This is a genomic window from Grimontia sp. SpTr1, assembly GCF_947387585.1.
Taxonomy (GTDB): Bacteria; Pseudomonadota; Gammaproteobacteria; order Enterobacterales; family Vibrionaceae; genus Enterovibrio; species Enterovibrio indicus.
Genome location: NZ_CANDOD010000009.1, coordinates 147,756 through 163,509 on the forward strand (window position 1 = coordinate 147,756; position 15,754 = coordinate 163,509).

16 protein-coding genes are annotated in these 15,754 nt (G+C 52.3%); 4 read left to right on the plus strand and 12 right to left on the minus strand.

The window, feature by feature from the left end; translation table 11 throughout:
* Positions 1–35: 35 nt before the first annotated feature.
* Positions 36–818: a pimeloyl-ACP methyl ester esterase BioH gene (bioH, locus tag QL223_RS14300; RefSeq protein WP_281545107.1), complete on the minus strand. Its 783-nt coding sequence runs from the start codon at positions 816–818 to the stop codon at positions 36–38.
* A gap of 40 nt (positions 819–858) precedes the next feature.
* Between bioH and QL223_RS14305 the strand changes: the two genes are divergently transcribed.
* Together QL223_RS14305 and nfuA are read left to right on the plus strand one after the other, a co-directional pair.
* The gene (locus QL223_RS14305) at positions 859–1,539 is read left to right on the plus strand and encodes a ComF family protein (protein ID WP_281545108.1); all 681 of its coding nucleotides are present in this window, start codon (positions 859–861) and stop codon (positions 1,537–1,539) included.
* Positions 1,540–1,640: 101 nt separating this feature from the next.
* Positions 1,641–2,225: a Fe-S biogenesis protein NfuA gene (gene nfuA / locus QL223_RS14310; RefSeq protein WP_002535379.1), complete on the plus strand. Its 585-nt coding sequence runs from the start codon at positions 1,641–1,643 to the stop codon at positions 2,223–2,225.
* 51 nt (positions 2,226–2,276) lie between these two features.
* Here the strand turns inward: nfuA and dinF are convergent, their stop codons facing one another.
* Genes dinF through QL223_RS14340 form a run of 6 tightly spaced genes read right to left on the minus strand, consistent with a single transcriptional unit; the run spans position 2,277 to position 7,439 of the window.
* Positions 2,277–3,614, minus strand: coding sequence for an MATE family efflux transporter DinF (gene dinF / locus QL223_RS14315; protein WP_281545109.1), 1,338 nt, complete (start codon positions 3,612–3,614; stop codon positions 2,277–2,279).
* Between the two features lie 50 nt (positions 3,615–3,664).
* Positions 3,665–4,183: a GNAT family N-acetyltransferase gene (locus QL223_RS14320; protein ID WP_281545110.1), complete on the minus strand. Its 519-nt coding sequence runs from the start codon at positions 4,181–4,183 to the stop codon at positions 3,665–3,667.
* A 29-nt stretch (positions 4,184–4,212) separates the two neighbouring features.
* Positions 4,213–5,130 carry a heme o synthase gene (gene cyoE / locus QL223_RS14325; RefSeq protein WP_002535386.1) on the minus strand — a complete coding sequence of 306 codons (918 nt, stop codon included), beginning with the start codon at positions 5,128–5,130 and terminating at the stop codon, positions 4,213–4,215.
* Positions 5,123–6,181 (minus strand): COX15/CtaA family protein, encoded by a 1,059-nt coding sequence (locus tag QL223_RS14330; RefSeq protein ID WP_281545111.1) that lies wholly within the window; start codon positions 6,179–6,181, stop codon positions 5,123–5,125. The genes cyoE and QL223_RS14330 overlap by 8 nt, the downstream gene beginning before the upstream one ends.
* Positions 6,182–6,192: 11 nt before the next feature.
* Positions 6,193–6,720 (minus strand): hypothetical protein, encoded by a 528-nt coding sequence (locus QL223_RS14335; protein WP_002535388.1) that lies wholly within the window; start codon positions 6,718–6,720, stop codon positions 6,193–6,195.
* Positions 6,717–7,439 carry an SURF1 family protein gene (locus QL223_RS14340; RefSeq protein WP_281545112.1) on the minus strand — a complete coding sequence of 241 codons (723 nt, stop codon included), beginning with the start codon at positions 7,437–7,439 and terminating at the stop codon, positions 6,717–6,719. The genes QL223_RS14335 and QL223_RS14340 overlap by 4 nt, the downstream gene beginning before the upstream one ends.
* Before the next feature lie 31 nt (positions 7,440–7,470).
* On the opposite strand from QL223_RS14340, the gene QL223_RS14345 reads away from it, so the two are divergent.
* Positions 7,471–7,677, plus strand: a complete 207-nt coding sequence (locus QL223_RS14345) for a DUF2909 domain-containing protein (RefSeq protein ID WP_002535390.1) — start codon at positions 7,471–7,473, stop codon at positions 7,675–7,677.
* A gap of 9 nt (positions 7,678–7,686) precedes the next feature.
* Here the strand turns inward: QL223_RS14345 and QL223_RS14350 are convergent, their stop codons facing one another.
* The 5 genes from QL223_RS14350 to lexA all read right to left on the minus strand — a co-directional run bounded on the left by QL223_RS14350 (position 7,687) and on the right by lexA (position 12,960).
* Positions 7,687–8,574 carry a cytochrome c oxidase subunit 3 gene (locus tag QL223_RS14350; protein ID WP_002535391.1) on the minus strand — a complete coding sequence of 296 codons (888 nt, stop codon included), beginning with the start codon at positions 8,572–8,574 and terminating at the stop codon, positions 7,687–7,689.
* A 16-nt stretch (positions 8,575–8,590) separates the two neighbouring features.
* Complete coding sequence (locus QL223_RS14355; protein WP_002535392.1) at positions 8,591–9,139, minus strand: cytochrome c oxidase assembly protein; 549 nt, start codon at positions 9,137–9,139, stop codon at positions 8,591–8,593.
* A gap of 9 nt (positions 9,140–9,148) precedes the next feature.
* Complete coding sequence (gene ctaD, locus QL223_RS14360; protein WP_002535394.1) at positions 9,149–10,741, minus strand: cytochrome c oxidase subunit I; 1,593 nt, start codon at positions 10,739–10,741, stop codon at positions 9,149–9,151.
* A 12-nt stretch (positions 10,742–10,753) separates the two neighbouring features.
* Positions 10,754–11,902, minus strand: coding sequence for a cytochrome c oxidase subunit II (gene coxB, locus QL223_RS14365; protein ID WP_046303551.1), 1,149 nt, complete (start codon positions 11,900–11,902; stop codon positions 10,754–10,756).
* Between the two features lie 434 nt (positions 11,903–12,336).
* The gene (lexA, locus tag QL223_RS14370; RefSeq protein ID WP_281545113.1) at positions 12,337–12,960 is read right to left on the minus strand and encodes a transcriptional repressor LexA; all 624 of its coding nucleotides are present in this window, start codon (positions 12,958–12,960) and stop codon (positions 12,337–12,339) included.
* 244 nt (positions 12,961–13,204) lie between these two features.
* Between lexA and plsB the strand changes: the two genes are divergently transcribed.
* Positions 13,205–15,637, plus strand: a complete 2,433-nt coding sequence (plsB, locus tag QL223_RS14375; protein WP_281545114.1) for a glycerol-3-phosphate 1-O-acyltransferase PlsB — start codon at positions 13,205–13,207, stop codon at positions 15,635–15,637.
* Positions 15,638–15,754: the final 117 nt, after the last annotated feature.

Here is a 15,754-nt window from a genome sequence, read left to right on the forward strand (position 1 = left end):
TTTAGCCCCAATTCACTTTATTTCGCTACTTTCCATTAACAGGACGGCAAACATTGGCCACAAAAAGCCAGAAGCTCTTGTGAAAAATGGTCGGGATCAGAAATGAACGGTGCGTGCGACGCTTTGGCAAAGATTTGCCGCTGCGAACGCGGTGCCAGAACATCCAACTCTTGCGCCACTTTGACAGGCACAAGGCCGTCCAGCCGACCGTACATTCTGAGCCAAGGCATTGAAATATCATGCAAGTGAGGCCGCAAATCAGCGTCAGCAAGAATACCAAGGCCGGCGCTAAGCGCCTCTGGCTGAGGAGACGGGTGAGAGAGGACCGCCTGTTTCAACCACTTAATATCTTGCCGTGCTGTCGGGCTCCCCATTGCCTGAAGCGCCATGAAACGTTCAACCGTCGTCTGAAAGTCTTCAGCCAATTGTTTCGTAAACGCCTGCAATACCTCGGGTTTTATCCCTCGCCATCCATGTTCTGCAGCAAATCTTGGTGAGCTGGCAATCGTGACTAGACCTTTCACACGTTCCGGTGCGAGCAGTGTAGCCTGAGTGGCAACCATTCCCCCCAAAGACCAACCGGCCCAAACAGATTCCTGCGGTGAATTATCAAGCAAACACTGTGCCATTTCCTCCAAGGAAAAGGCATCGGTCGGTTGACTGAAGCCATAGCCCGGCAGGTCAACACAATGAACACGGTAATACGGGGTGAGAGCAGGCAGGATGTTTTGCCATACGGCGCTGTTCATCCCCCAGCCATGAATGAGAATCAGATCGGAACCCTGGCCTTCCGTATGCCAGTACAGAGAAGTCGTCATTTACACTGCCTAAATTCGTTTATCAACAAGCATGTCCTTGATGTTAAGCACTATCTTACGTGCCTTGCCGCTGCGTTGTCAGCTTTGCCACCACAGGTTGGAGCAGCATGCTTATCCTTGGTGTCATGCCTGTCACGCCAGCTTGCCCAGTCAGCCACGCTGCCTGCATTGCGGTTTGCCCACCCCTTACATGATTGAAAGCTGCGGTAGATGTTTGAAAAAGCCGCCGCCGTGGGACAGTTTGTTTTGTGTCGGTGCCTATTCCTTTCCCTATGACAAGCTGCTTCACCGCTTCAAGTATCAAGGACATTACTGGCTTGCCCCTGCTCTCGCTAAACTGCTCGCGACAGAGATTGAATCACCTGCGCCTCTCCTTCTTCCCGTGCCCATGCACTGGAAACGAAGGCTTTGGCGCGGATTTAACCATAGCAGCGTGCTGGCCGCAGAGCTCGCGAGACAACTCAAGGTTCAATCTGAGCCCAATGTCTTAAAACGCATTCGTGCCACTCGCCAACAGCAGGGATTAGACCGACAATCCCGTCTTTCAAACTTAAAGCAGGCATTTTCTATCAAACGAAAACTGCCGCCACACATCGCCTTGGTCGATGATGTTGTCACCACGGGTGCAACTATCGCCCAGCTTTGCCGCTTGCTCCGGCAGCATGGCGTGGAACGTATTGATGTGTATTGTCTTTGTCGCACACCACCAGAAGCCACTTAATTGAAAAGTGAGGGAAAAGTAACCTCGAAGCTTGAGGGGTGATAGCGGACAAAAACAAGCGTACAATGTAAACAAATACTGGATAAATCAGGTAAGAAGCCGTGTCACAAATTATTATTTCAGAAAGTGCACAGAGCCATTTCGGTAAACTGCTTGAGCAGCAGCCGGAAGGGACCAACATCCGCGTATTCGTGGTTAATCCTGGCACGCAAAACGCAGAGTGCGGCGTTTCTTACTGCCCTCAGGATGCAGTGGAAGCGACTGACACCGAACTCAAATTCGAAGGTTTTTCTGCCTACGTAGATGAACTGAGCCTTCCGTTTCTGGAAGATGCTGAGATTGATTTTGTCACTGACAAAATGGGCTCACAGCTGACGCTGAAAGCACCAAACGCAAAAATGCGTAAGGTGTCTGACGACGCGCCACTGATGGAGCGCGTTGAGTACGTGATCCAGACTCAGGTTAACCCACAGCTGGCAGGCCATGGTGGTCACATCAATCTGATTGAAATCACTGAAGACAAAGTGGCAGTGATTCAATTCGGCGGCGGCTGTAATGGCTGTTCAATGGTTGACGTCACCCTGAAAGACGGCATCGAGAAGCAACTGCTGGAAGAATTCAGCGGCGAGCTTAACGGCGTTCGTGACGTCACTGAGCACGCGCACGGCGATCACTCTTACTACTAAGAACGATTATCGTGAAAAGAAAGGCGCCTAATAGCGCCTTTTTTGTCTCGGCTAGTTTGCAGCCAGAAAGGTATCTCTTCGCCACTGATGGATAAAAAGTCCCCCCAGCGTCAAGCCGCGCAATGCCATAAAGCCCAGCATCGCCGCCCAAAGCGCATGGTTGCCCCAGCCACTTAACAGCCACCAAATCACAAAGAAACCTGCCATTGCTACAAACATGGTGTTTCGCATTTCACGTCCGCGCGTCGCGCCGATAAACACGCCATCAAGCAGAAAACACCACATGGCTACGAGCGGCATGGCAATGAGCCAAGGCAGATACACAAATGCCTGTTCACGCACAGCCGGGATATCGGAAATCACCCCGACAATCTGCTCACCAAAGATAAGGAAAGCGGCAGTGATAAGCAGGGAGATCACCAAGCTCCAAAAGGTGGTTGCTGTGAGTGAGTCCATCAGCTCGTTTCTGTTCCGGGCACCGATCGCTTTCCCGACCATGGCTTCCATCGCATAGGCAAAGCCGTCCATTGCGAAAGAGACCAGCATCAGGAAGTTCATCAGCACCGCATTGGCTGCCACCACATTGTCGCCCAGTGTCGCCCCCTGAAAGGTCATAAAGGTGAAGGCCAGCTGCAGGCAGAGGCTTCGGAGAAAGATGTCCCGGTTAAGCTTTAACAGCCGTCCCATACCCGCAGAAGCTTTTTTCCACTGCGCCAATGGTGCAGGCAACATCTCTTGCTTCCAGCGCTGCGCCACGAAATACAAGCCCAACGCCATACCGCTGTAATCAGCAATCACACTCGCTGCTGCAGCGCCCTGCACTTTCCAGCCAAAACCCACAACAAACAGTACATCGAGCACGATGTTGATGACGTTGATAACAATCAGCAGCAGCATCGGTTTTTTCGCGTTCTGGGCACCCAATAGCCAACCTATGATCACAAGATTGGTCAACGCAGCAGGCGCGCTCCAGATACGCACAGAGAAATACTGGTCGGCATAGCGCTTCACTTCTGCACTTGCGTCACTGTAGGAAAACACCCAATCCGCAATCAATGGATGCACGGCGACAATCGCCAATGCCAATAACCAGGCAAGGGAGATACCCTGCAGGAACACATTCGCTAGCCCCGCTTTATCGTCAGCGCCATAGGCTTGAGCGGTAAGCCCAGTGGTAGCCATACGAAGAAAACCGAGTAGCCAGAAAGTCACCGCTATCATGGTGCTGCCGACCGCCACACCGCCGAGATACCAGGCGTGGTCGAGGTGGCCAATCACGGCCGCATCCACCAACCCCAGCAAAGGCACGGTGATGTTGGAGAGCACCATAGGGAACGCGAGCGAGAAAACACGCACGTGAAGGGCTTTTTGTTGCAGCGCTGACAGCATAAATTGGCTCTGTGGTTATCGACAGATAGAGAGTAAGTGGCGGAAGTTTATCAGAATGTGCGGGTTAAAAAGACGGTACCGTTGATTGATTCGCCATCACGCACAAATCCGTTTTTTTCCAGCACGCGGACAGAGGCCAGATTGTTCTCTTCGGCCCCACCGGAAAGCGTCGAGACCTTGCCGCTCTGCTGGCACCAGTTCACCAAGCCTTGCAGCATCTCGCTGGCCAATCCCTTTCCCTGCAGCCTTTCGGTCACCACATAACCTAGCCGGAGATCGAGCAAACCTTCTGTATTGGTTTCTTCATACAGCAAAATAAACCCAGCAAGAGATTGGGAATCCCTCTCTGTCACGGCTAGGAAGGTGGATTCTGTTAAAGCCTGTTGAAGCCAAACCGCTGCGCTTTGGGCGTCGTTCACCGATTGGATATCCGGCGGTAAATGCTGCTTCACCGCTGGCGTCAATAGGGCTGCTAATTCCTTAGCGAGATTATCGGAAGTTTTTGAACCAGACGATAACGCCGCGACATCCAGCCGCGGCGTTGAGAATTGAAGATGGGAAAGCATCATCCCTGCTCACTGTTTGCTTGGGTGTGCAACTATCCTATCGCACGCCATGCATGATCGGCGAGCAAAGCCACAAACAAACCAAATACATGCCAAATGGAGTATTTAAACGTCTGCCAAGCCAACCCTTTGCGATCATGGAATTTCAACTGCCACGCGTACCAGGCAAAGCCGAGATTGAGCGCCAAACTACCGAAGAGGTAAATCAGTCCACTCATTCCCGCCAGCCAAGGCAGTAAGCCCACCACCACCAAAAGCAGGGTGTAGAGCAAAATCATGGTCTTGGTGAATTCCACACCATGGGTTACTGGCAACATGGGTACGCCGGCTTTGGCGTAATCTTTCTCACGGTGAATCGCGAGCGCCCAGAAATGCGGTGGGGTCCAGGTGAAAATCAGCATCACCAGCAACAGTGCATGTGGGTCGAGCGTTCCGGTCACCGCCACCCAACCGAGCAGCGGCGGCATTGCGCCAGCCAAACCACCAATCACGATGTTCTGAGGCGTCGCATGCTTTAGCCATACGGTGTAGACCACCGCATAGCCAATCAAACTGGCAAAAGTGAGCCATGCCACCAGCGCATTCAATACCCAAAGGAGCGCAAAGCCCGCGACCATCAGCAAACCACCAAATGCCAGCGCCTGTGACGTACCTACCCGGCCTTTTGCAACGGGGCGATGAATGGTGCGCTGCATCTGTCTATCAATACGCTGATCAATCACATGATTGAACACCGCAGCCGCAGCGGACTGCATACCAATCCCTAACAGCCCCAGAATCACGGCGTGAGCAGGAGGCAAAGACGGTACCGCCAAACACATTCCCACCATGGCGGTCAGCAATAGCATGGCCACCACTTTGGGCTTGGTCAGTTCCAGATAATCCCGCCATTGAGCGGTTTCAGTATTCGGGGCGCTGTTTGCCAGCGAAGGCGTGTTGAATTTAGCCATGGCTTAACCTCCCTGAGTCTCCCAAAGACGACTGTGCCGCGGTCATTGAAACAGGTGCGAACACACCTACCACCGTCCTGACAGTCACTAAAAGTAAAAGCAATCCGCAAACATTGTGTGCCACCGCAACAGACAGCGGCAGCAAGGCGACCACATTGGTAACACCAAGCGTTATCTGAATACCCAGCGCGCCTAAGAGTAGTAGCGATGCGCCAGCACCAAGCGGTTTTCTGACCGCAAACGCCAGCAGTAGAATGAGCGCCGTGACCACCATGGCACCGATTCGGTGGGTGGCGTGAATCGTGACGCGCTGATCGAAATTCAACACGCCATATTGGTAAGTCTCGTTTTTCGGGCTGATGGGATGAAACGCCGAGGCGTCGTATTTCTCTGCCCAATCGACTTCACAAACGGGCAGTTGAGTACAAACGAGAGCCGCATAGTTGGCTGATGTCCAGCCGCCAAGCGCGATTTGCATCACCACTGCCAGAAGCGCAGCGACTGACAATACCTTGAGCTTTCCGCCTATAGAGGCTTTTTGGACGTCCACCTCTAGCTGTGTTGGCTCTTTGATACGCCGCCTTTCCAGCAGCGCCAACATGAACAGCAAAGTGACAGTTGTGAAACCACCGAGCAAATGCCCCATCACCACGATAGGCATCAGGTTCATGGTCACTGTCCACATACCTAAGGCTGCCTGAAAGGTCACCACCGCCAGCAGCACACTCGGCAGCATGCGGTTACGTTCAGGGCGACGCCACGCCAAAAAGGCAATGGCAGCAATCACTAACCCGAGCGTTCCCGCCACATAACGATGGATCATTTCATTCCAGGCTTTCTGAATTTCAACAGGGGCATGGGGGAAGGCTTCCGTTGCCTGAGCGATTTTCTCTGCAGATTGCGGCACGGTCAGAAAGCCATAACAACCGGGCCAATCTGGGCACCCCAAGCCTGCTTCCGTCAAACGGGTAAATGCTCCCAGTGCCACGACGACCAAAGCCAAGGCCAGTGCACCGTAGATCAGTCCGAGATAGCGTTTGTCTTTTTCCATCACGACCTCCCTTACCCGACTTTGGAGAGTTTCATGAGTTTTCGAAGATCGGACAGCAGTCCTTTGCTTTGTGCCACCTGTGCTGATTTTTCCGCTGGCACCGGATAGGCAAGAATAAGGTTGTTCAGGGGGTCAACAAGATAAATCGCGTTTTCAGAGAAGGGCAGCGACGACATGGTTTGTTGTTGCGTTGCATCGATGTTTTGGCGGGTGACATTGGTGCCTTCTTCCACCGCCGAGCTTTCCGGTGTCAGCAGGATGCTGGCAACCCGTTCACGCTCACGTCCAACCGCAACCGGAATTTGGTTCAGTTGAAAAAGCGCACTTTCGCACTTCTCATCACAAGAATTGGGGTAGGAGTAGACCAAACGCCATTGCCCGTTGTGTGACAGCCAGTCAGCCTTCACTTCTTCGGCGATAAGCTCGCCATTGTTGGTCACGCCCTTATTGTACCAGCCAAAATCCAACACCAATTTGGCAGCCAGAACCGGCAGAACAAAAATCACGGTGACCAGTATCAGCGCTTTTTTCCCATTCATATGCGTCCTTTCCTCCACCAAAGCCCAAATCCAATCACTACCACCAGCGCCAATCCAAACCACTGCATGGCATAGGCATAGTGCTTTTCCGGCTTCATCACGACAGGCTCCCAGATGGGTTTTGCACCTGTACTGAAGCTCTCTCCGTTGCTGTCGCTTATCACATCACCGCGGATAAGCCAGGGTTTGAGGGAAAGTCCGGAAGCTTGTTCCAGACCTTGAATTTCCACCGATTGCACCCGCTTGGGCCAACCATTTTCTGTTTCCACTTGTGCCAGCACGACCCTGTCGGAGGGAAAATCGACGGTGCCGGTCACTGAAAACTGTCCTTCTAGCGTTGGCAATGTCGGCAATGTATCCCTTGTTGCCGGCGCCGCCACCCAACCCAGTTCGACCAATATCCACTGATTGTCACTTCTGAACGGTAGAAACCAGCGGTATCCCACGCGGCCTTCGAAGGTTTGGTTATCGAGTAGTACGCTCTTCGATGTATCAAACTGGCCAGTTAACTTAACCCGCGTCCCTTTCAATTCCTGTGGCAAAGACGCCAAGGCGGTCACTTCCTGCTGTGAACGCTCTGCCATTTGCGACAAAAGCGCTTCTTTTTCTGCCCCGCGGGACATTTGCCACATCCCCAGCTTGACCAAGAGCACTGTCATCGCCAGAGTGAATACAAGAAAACCAATCCGTCTTATTTGCCGTATGTTGGAAGAAGACATCCGGTCACCTTTTTGACTCTCAGGAGGCAATATGCTGCTCAAAGGGATCCTCGTCTGCCTGTTGGTCTTTATCGTGTTTAATCTGTTCCGTGCTCTGCCGATTATGCTTAAGGGTCAATCCGACGTTCCCATGTCCCGCTTTTTAGGACGTCGCGTATTGTTCTCTGTGCTTGTATTTGTCATCTTGCTGGTAGCGTTGGCGACCGGAGTGATTGAACCCAACAGCCGCCCTTATTAATTTGCGTCGCTACAAGATGTAGACGAACACGAACAGACACAGCCATACCACATCCACAAAGTGCCAATACCAAGCCCCGGCCTGGAAGGCGAAGTGATGCTCAGGGGTCATGTGTCCTTTCAGTACCCGCAACCAAATAATGAACAGAATGATCGAGCCAAGGAAAACATGCATACCGTGGAAACCGGTAAGCAGGAAGAAGGTATTCCCGTAAATCCCTGAATCCAGTCTGAGGTTCAGCTCTTGGTACGCGTGCACATATTCTTCCACTTGAAGCCCAAGGAAAATCCACCCCAGTAACACGGTGACACCAAGAAACAGTTTCACGCGTTGGCGGTTGCCTTCCTCCATCGCCACATGTGCAAAGTGCAGCGTGACAGACGAAGCAAGCAGAATAATGGTGTTAATCAGCGGTAAACCCCAAGCCCCCATGGCCGTAGTTTCCGTGCCATCTGGCGTTTTCACCAAAGGCCAACCTGGAATAAAGTCAGGCCAGAGCACCGCTGCCGTCATGGCATTGTTGCTCGCCCCTCCCAGCCAAGGAACCGCAATAACGCGGGCATAGAACAGTGCGCCAAAGAAAGCGGCAAAAAACATCACTTCCGAGAAGATGAACCAGCTCATGCCCTGGCGGAAAGAGCGGTCCATTTGCGCTGAATACAATCCACCCATCGACTCATGAATCACATCGCGGAACCAGCCAAACAGCATAAACATCAAAATGCCGGTGCCAATCAGCAGCATCCATGGACCATTGCCACCGAACAATCCGGCGACTGTCGAACCTGCACCCATTGCGATAAAGAACAAGGCAATAGCACCGACAATCGGCCACTTGCTCTGTGCGGGCACATAGTAGTTTTCGTACTGGGCATCGGTATTGGTATCTGTCGTCATGATGACCTCACTGCATTTACTGAGTCACAGGCTCAGTCTTTGCGCTAAACAGGGTATATGCCAGCGTCAGGGTGCTGATGTCTTCCGGCAGCTCCGGGTCGACATAAAACACCAGTGGAAGTTCTGCGTCTTTTCCTGCTTCAAGGGGCTGGCGGTTAAAGCAGAAACATTCAATTTTGTTCAGGTATTGCGCGGCAAGCCCAGGGGTAACCGAAGGCACCGCCTGTCCGACCGAGTTCACCAAGGTGTTATTGGTGGCACGGTAAGCGATGGTGCGCGTCTCTCCCGGATGCACGGTGAGCTTTTTCACCTCAGGCACAAAATCCCAGCCAAGACCGGGATTAATGTAGGCGACAAACTCAACGGTGACAGTACGGGAGAAATCGACCTGATTGCTTTCCGTCGCCGCGACATCACTGGTTTTACCGTTAATGCCGGTGATGTCGCAGAACACGTCATAAAGTGGCACCAGCGCGAAGGCAAAGCCAAACATCAGCACAGCCAAGCCCGCCAGCTTTGCTGCTGAACGTCCTGTTTTTTGTGTCTGCTGTTCTTGCTCTGCCATACGCTATCCTCAATCGATTTTCGGTGGTGTTGAGAAGGTGTGATAAGGCGCAGGTGAAGGCACCGTCCATTCCAATCCTTCTGCACCTTCCCAAGGTTTCGCTGGCGCAGGCTCGCCGCCACGAATACATTTCACCACCAGCACCAAGAAGATGAGCTGGGAGAAGCCGAACAGGAAAGCACCGACACTGACAATCGCGTTGATATCAGCGAACTGCAGGGCGTAATCCGGAATACGACGTGGCATGCCAGCCAGCCCCAGGAAGTGCATTGGGAAGAACAGGATGTTGACCGAAATCAGTGAGCACCAGAAGTGCCAGTTGGCGAGCGTCTGGTTGTACATGTGCCCGGTCCATTTTGGCAGCCAGTAATAAGCCGCTGCCATGATGGAGAAGATGGCCCCGGATACCAATACATAGTGGAAGTGCGCCACCACGAAGTAAGTATCATGGTATTGGAAGTCCACCGGTGTTATTGCCAGCATCAGGCCGGAGAAGCCCCCGATGGTGAACAACACAATAAAGGCGAGCGCAAACAACATGGGCGTCTCAAAGGTCAATGAGCCTCGCCACATGGTCGCCACCCAGTTAAACACTTTCACCCCGGTCGGCACCGATATCAACATGGTGCAGTACATGAAAAAGAGTTCTGCAAACACCGGCATGCCTGTTGTGAACATGTGGTGCGCCCATACAACAAAGCTCAAGCCTGCAATGGATGCGGTCGCGTAAACCATAGACGCGTAACCAAACAGTGGTTTGCGGGCAAACGCTGGCACAATCGCTGAGATGATCCCGAAGCTCGGCAGGATCATGATGTACACCTCTGGGTGTCCGAAGAACCAGAATATGTGCTGGAACATGACCGGATCGCCACCACCGGCGGCATCAAAGAATGACGTTCCGAAGTACTTATCGGTCAACACCATGGTGACCGCCCCGGCAAGCACTGGCATTACCGCAATCAGCAGGAAGGCAGTGATGAACCAGGTCCAGACGAACAGCGGCATCTTCATGTAGGTCATGCCCGGTGCACGCAGGTTCATGATGGTCACTATCACGTTGATCGCGCCCATGATTGAGCTGATACCCATGATATGAACAGCAAACACGAACAGTGCGGTGCTGTCAGGGGAATAGGTGGTGGAGAGCGGTGCGTAGAAGGTCCAGCCAAAGTTTGGACCGCCTCCTTCCATAAACAGCGACATGATGAGCATCAGGAAGGCAAACGGCAGTATCCAGAAGCTCCAGTTATTCATGCGTGGCAGCGCCATATCCGGCGCGCCAATCATCATAGGCACCATCCAGTTAGCCAATCCTGTAAAGGCTGGCATGACCGCACCGAATACCATGATAAGGCCGTGAACCGTGGTCATCTGGTTAAAGAAGTTAGGGTCAACCAATTGCAAGCCCGGCTGGAACAACTCTGCACGGATCACCAGTGCCATCGCCCCACCCAACAAAAACATGGTGAAGCTGAAGATCAAATACATGGAGCCGATGTCTTTATGGTTGGTCGTTAACAGCCAACGCATCAACCCTCGGGGTTTATGATCATGGTCGTGGTCATCGTGACCGACCTGATCAGGCGTCATATCCGTCATTGCGATTTCTCCTTAAAGATCGTCACCGTTGAGCACAGCATTGATTTGAGACGCCTGAATGGCATCGCCCGTGTTGTTGCCCCAAGCGTTTCGCTCGTAGGTGATCACCGCAGCCAGCTCTTTCAGGCCAAGCTGCGCACCAAACGCCTGCATAGCCGTGCCTGGTTTGCCGTGAATTACAATATTGAGGTGGTCGAGTACCTTATCGGGATCAGCAGAGATGCCCTGTTGGGCAAGTGCCGGGAATACGCCGGGAAGACCCAGACCATTGACCTGATGACAGGCAGCGCAGCGTGAGTTGTACACGTCCTCACCCAGCTCCATCAGCTCTTCCATGTCCATGTTCATCGCCAGCAATTTCTGCTCTTCTTCTTTCACCTTGGCTTGCGCAGCCGCCGTTTCCGTCACCCAGGCTTCGAACTCGTCGACCGGTTTGGCAATCACCACTATCGGCATAAAGCCATGGTCTTTACCACAAAGCTCTGCACACTGACCGCGGTAGATGCCCGGCTTGTCGATACGCGTCCAAGCTTCGTTGATAAAGCCAGGGTTGGCGTCTTTCTTCACGGCAAAATCCGGCACCCACCAAGAGTGGATGACATCTTCGGAGGTGATCAGGAAACGCACCTTCTTGCCAATCGGCACCACCAGCGGGCGGTCAACTTCCAACAGGTAGGTGTCACGTTTGGCTGATTCACCATCAATTTGCGCGGCAGAAGTCGCCAGCAAAGAGAAGAATTCCACTTCATGGTCGAAATAGCGGTAATGCCATTTCCACTGAGAACCAGTCACCTGAATCGTCAGTTCTGAATCAGACGGGTCTTCCATTGCCAACAACACCTTGGTTGCCGGAACAGCCATACCAATCAGGATCAGAAAAGGGATTAGCGTCCAGAGAATCTCCACTTTGGTGCTTTCATGAAAATTCGCGGCCACCGCGCCTTTTGATTTGCGGTGATGGATGATAGACCAGAACATCACGCCGAAGACGACCACGCCGATAGCGACACAAATCCAGAGAATCGTCATATGAAGGCCATAGACTTTCTCACTGATTTCCGTCACACCGGGAGTCAGGTTAAACGAGGACGCTTCGTTGGCAGCATTGGCCGCAAACGAAGAGAAAATTGCGAGCGCGTATAGAAGTTGGCGAGTCTTCACCGGTTCCCTCCTCAAAGTCACTTCGCAGTGCTAAATGTAAATGGATGCAAAAAAATGAAAGTTTGGTTAACACTCTGTTTACAACTAAAGCTAGGCAAGGAACGTGGAAAGAACAAAATTTGAGCAGCAGAATGCCCCGAAACATGATGCCAGCCACGAATTTACGAGATGAAGACAACTGTTTCATCCTCAACGATTTTGTGCCGCTTTTCTTAAAAAACTTCAGAAATCCAAAGCAAAAAAATCTTTATTTTAAGAAGAGTTAATGCCTTGTTTTGAGGAAAGTGACCGCGCGGAACAGAGAATTGCGGGTGTGCAAAAATGCAGAGGGGAAGCGGCCTGTAGCACGAAAAACTCGCAAAAAGAAAGGCAGCGTCGGACTTTTCATCCGAAGCTGCCTGTTTCTTTAACTCTTGTAATGCGAAGCTGGAGTGTTACATCCAGTCTGTGTTGCGAATCACACCAACGGCAATACCTTCAATGGTGAGATGCTGGTGAGACAGATCAACCACGATCGGCGCGAATTCTTCATTCTCAGCATGAAGCAGCACCTGATTGCCTTTGCGCTCAAGGCGCTTCACGGTGACATCATCTTCAACACGCGCGACAACCACTTGGCCGTTTCGTACATCCTGTGTTTTATGTACCGCCAACAGGTCGCCATCCATAATACCGATGTCTTTCATACTCATACCGCTAACGCGTAGCAAGAAATCTGCATTCGGTTTGAACAAGTTCGGATCAACCTGATAGTGCATTTCCACGTGCTCTTGCGCGAGAATAGGTTCACCGGCTGCCACGCGACCAATCAAAGGCAGGCCTTCGTCGTCGTTCGCCGCTTCGGTTTCCACCAGCAAGCGGATACCGCGTGATGCACCAGGTACGATTTCAAGCACGCCTTTACGCGCCAGCGCTTTCAGGTGCTCTTCTGCCGCATTGGCAGAACGGAACCCGAGTTCTTTCGCGATTTCGGCACGCGTCGGTGGCATACCGGAGTCATCGATCTTTGCTTTGATCAAATCAAAGACTTGCTGTTGTCTTGCGGTTAACGGCTTCATATCATGACCTGTCTTTTTATACAGTTAACTGTGAGTATATCCAGTGTTTAACCACTTGAAAAGGCGGATTTTGCGCCAATCTCTAATAAAGGCGCTGCTCAGCTCACAATTTTTCTGACTGCCCAGCTCACCATACCTTGGCTCAACCTTGACATAAGCCCGCGGATTGGTGTCATTTCCCTGCAAGTTCGGGGATGTTTTCTGCTAGACTTGCCACGCACAAAATATAAGAGGCTGCGATCAGATGTCTGCTTGCCAATCGATTTATCACAAGCTATTGAATTTACCGCTGTCGGTACTGGTGAAAACCATCAGTATTCCGTCAGATCCCATAAACCAGCTGGACCTCGATCTGTCCCGCCCTATGGTTTATGTTTTGCCGTTCCGCTCTCATACCGATCTGCTGACCTTGCGCAGCAGCTGTCTGCAACTCGGTTTACCAGACCCGCTGGAACCTTTGGAACTGGGTGGAAAAAGCCTGCCGCGCTATGTGTGCGTGTCTGAAGGCAAGCGCATGTTTAAAGACAGCGACCCTGTCCCGGCAGACTCCCTCACTCTGTTCACCGAATGGCTCGAGCTGCACAAGCGTGACACTGAACTCGACATCCAAATGGTGCCGGCGTCTGTGGTGTGGAACCGCGACCCGGGCAATGAATCACGTCCGGCAGCACCTGCCCTGCAAGCCATGAATGGCCTGCAAAAGTGCTATACAATTTTAACGCTGGGTCGTGACAGCATGGTTCGCTTTAGTAATGCGGTTTCCCTGCGTTTTATGGCAGACAAGCACGGCACAGATACCACGATCGCGAACAAGCTGGCACGTGTGGCGAAAATCCACTTCTCACGCCAGAAAATGGCGGCATCAGGCCCTGGCTTGCCGGATCGCCAACTGCTGTTCAAACGCCTGCTGGCTTCCAAAGCCATTGATAAAGCGGTACAGGATGAAGCGGCAAGCCGTGACGTACCGGTAGAGAAAGTGCGTAAAGAAGCCATCGACATGATGGAAGAAATCGCTGCGGACTTCTCACCAAGCCTTATCCGCTATGCCGATCGCCTACTGACCTGGCTTTGGAACAAGCTGTATCAAGGCCTTAATATCAATAACTCTGAACGCGTCCGTAAGCTGGCGCAAGATGGTCATGAGATTGTGTACGTGCCTTGTCACCGTTCGCACATGGACTACCTGCTGCTTTCGTACGTGCTGTATAAAGAAGGTCTGGTGCCACCGCACATCGCGGCGGGCGTAAACCTGAACTTCTTCCCGGCGGGTCCTATTTTCCGTCGCGGCGGCGCGTTCTTCCTGCGCCGTACTTTTAAGGGCAACCGCCTCTATTCCACGGTATTTCGCGAATATTTGGCTGAACTTTTTGCCAAAGGTTACTCGGTAGAATACTTCTCGGAAGGCGGTCGTTCGCGTACTGGCCGTCTGCTTCCGGCGAAAACCGGCATGCTGGCAATGACCATTCAAGCGATGCTGCGTGGCCTCAAGCGCCCCGTCACTTTGGTGCCAGTCTACATCGGTTACGAGCACGTGATGGAAGTCAGCACCTACGCCAAAGAGCTACAGGGCAAGCGCAAAGAGAAAGAAAGTTTCGGTCAGGTACTGGGCATTCTTCGCAAACTGCGTAACTACGGTAAGGGCTACGTAAACTTCGGTGAGCCGATTCCTGTGAACCACTTTCTGAATGAGAAGGCACCGGATTGGCAAAAAGACATCGACCCGATTGAACCTCAGCGTCCAGATTGGTTGCTACCAGCGGTGAATGAGTTGGCAGAGCGCATGATGACCAAAATCAATGATGCTGCTGCAGCCAATGCCCTGACCTTGTGTGCAACAGCCCTGCTCGCTTCCCGCCAGAGTGCATTGAGCCGTGAGGCGCTGGAAGAACAACTGACCATTTACCTCGAGTTGCTGCGTCAGGTGCCGTATTCATCAACCAGTACAGTGCCTGATGATTCCGCGCAGGAGTTAGTTGAGCATGCTCTGAGCCTGAACAAGTTCGTGGTCGAAAAAGACTCGCTGGGTGAAGTGATTTCGCTGGATCGTCAGCAGGCCATCCTGATGACTTTCTACCGCAACAACATCATTCACCTGTTTGCGGTACCTTCACTGATCGCGCAAATGCTGGTATTCAAGACCAGTGTTTCACGTGAAAACCTGATGGATTCGATTCGTCAGCTTTATCCGCTGCTGAAAGCTGAGCTGTTCATGAGCTTCGATGATGCATCTTTGCAGAGCTACATCGATGCGACCTTGATTGAGCTTGAGCGTCAATCGCTGATCACCGTAGACGGTGACACCATCAGTCGTAACAACGGCAAGCTGACTCAACTTCAGTTGCTGGGCCGCACGATTGCAGAAACCCTGCAGCGCTACGCGATCACCCTGACGCTGTTCAGCCATGAGCCAGACACCTCGAAGTCCGATCTGGAGCAACAAAGCCAGATGATGGCACAACGTCTGAGCCGTCTACACGGTATCAACGCACCGGAATTCTTCGACAAAGGCGTGTTTGCGACTTTGCTGAACTCGCTGCGTGAACAGGGCTATCTGAATGACGACGACCATGCCCGCGCTGATCGCGTTGAGGCGCTCCGCGAGTGTGTATTCGGTTTGATTTCACCGGAAGTGCAGCTGACCATTCAGGCTATCCTGAACCAGCCATCAGAAGACTAATCATCTGATCGCTAGAAACAAAAAACCTCGCCAATGTGCGAGGTTTTTTATTGCTACTATACCCAAACAACTTGAAGATGCAGGATTCAGCGAGTTTGACTGGCGTTGTGATCGCGG

Bases quoted from the DNA above. Each gene is read 5' to 3' on its own strand.
- bioH (WP_281545107.1), bottom strand. From the start codon at position 818: ATGACGACTTCTCTGTACTGGCATACGGAAGGCCAGGGTTCCGATCTG.
- QL223_RS14305 (WP_281545108.1), top strand. From the start codon at position 859: ATGTTAAGCACTATCTTACGTGCCTTGCCGCTGCGTTGTCAGCTTTGC.
- dinF (WP_281545109.1), bottom strand. From the start codon at position 3,614: ATGCTGTCAGCGCTGCAACAAAAAGCCCTTCACGTGCGTGTTTTCTCG.
- QL223_RS14320 (WP_281545110.1), bottom strand. From the start codon at position 4,183: ATGATGCTTTCCCATCTTCAATTCTCAACGCCGCGGCTGGATGTCGCG.
- cyoE (WP_002535386.1), bottom strand. From the start codon at position 5,130: ATGGCTAAATTCAACACGCCTTCGCTGGCAAACAGCGCCCCGAATACT.
- QL223_RS14330 (WP_281545111.1), bottom strand. From the start codon at position 6,181: ATGGAAAAAGACAAACGCTATCTCGGACTGATCTACGGTGCACTGGCC.
- QL223_RS14335 (WP_002535388.1), bottom strand. From the start codon at position 6,720: ATGAATGGGAAAAAAGCGCTGATACTGGTCACCGTGATTTTTGTTCTG.
- QL223_RS14340 (WP_281545112.1), bottom strand. From the start codon at position 7,439: ATGTCTTCTTCCAACATACGGCAAATAAGACGGATTGGTTTTCTTGTA.
- QL223_RS14345 (WP_002535390.1), top strand. From the start codon at position 7,471: ATGCTGCTCAAAGGGATCCTCGTCTGCCTGTTGGTCTTTATCGTGTTT.
- QL223_RS14350 (WP_002535391.1), bottom strand. From the start codon at position 8,574: ATGACGACAGATACCAATACCGATGCCCAGTACGAAAACTACTATGTG.
- QL223_RS14355 (WP_002535392.1), bottom strand. From the start codon at position 9,139: ATGGCAGAGCAAGAACAGCAGACACAAAAAACAGGACGTTCAGCAGCA.
- ctaD (WP_002535394.1), bottom strand. From the start codon at position 10,741: ATGACGGATATGACGCCTGATCAGGTCGGTCACGATGACCACGACCAT.
- lexA (WP_281545113.1), bottom strand. From the start codon at position 12,960: ATGAAGCCGTTAACCGCAAGACAACAGCAAGTCTTTGATTTGATCAAA.
- plsB (WP_281545114.1), top strand. From the start codon at position 13,205: ATGTCTGCTTGCCAATCGATTTATCACAAGCTATTGAATTTACCGCTG.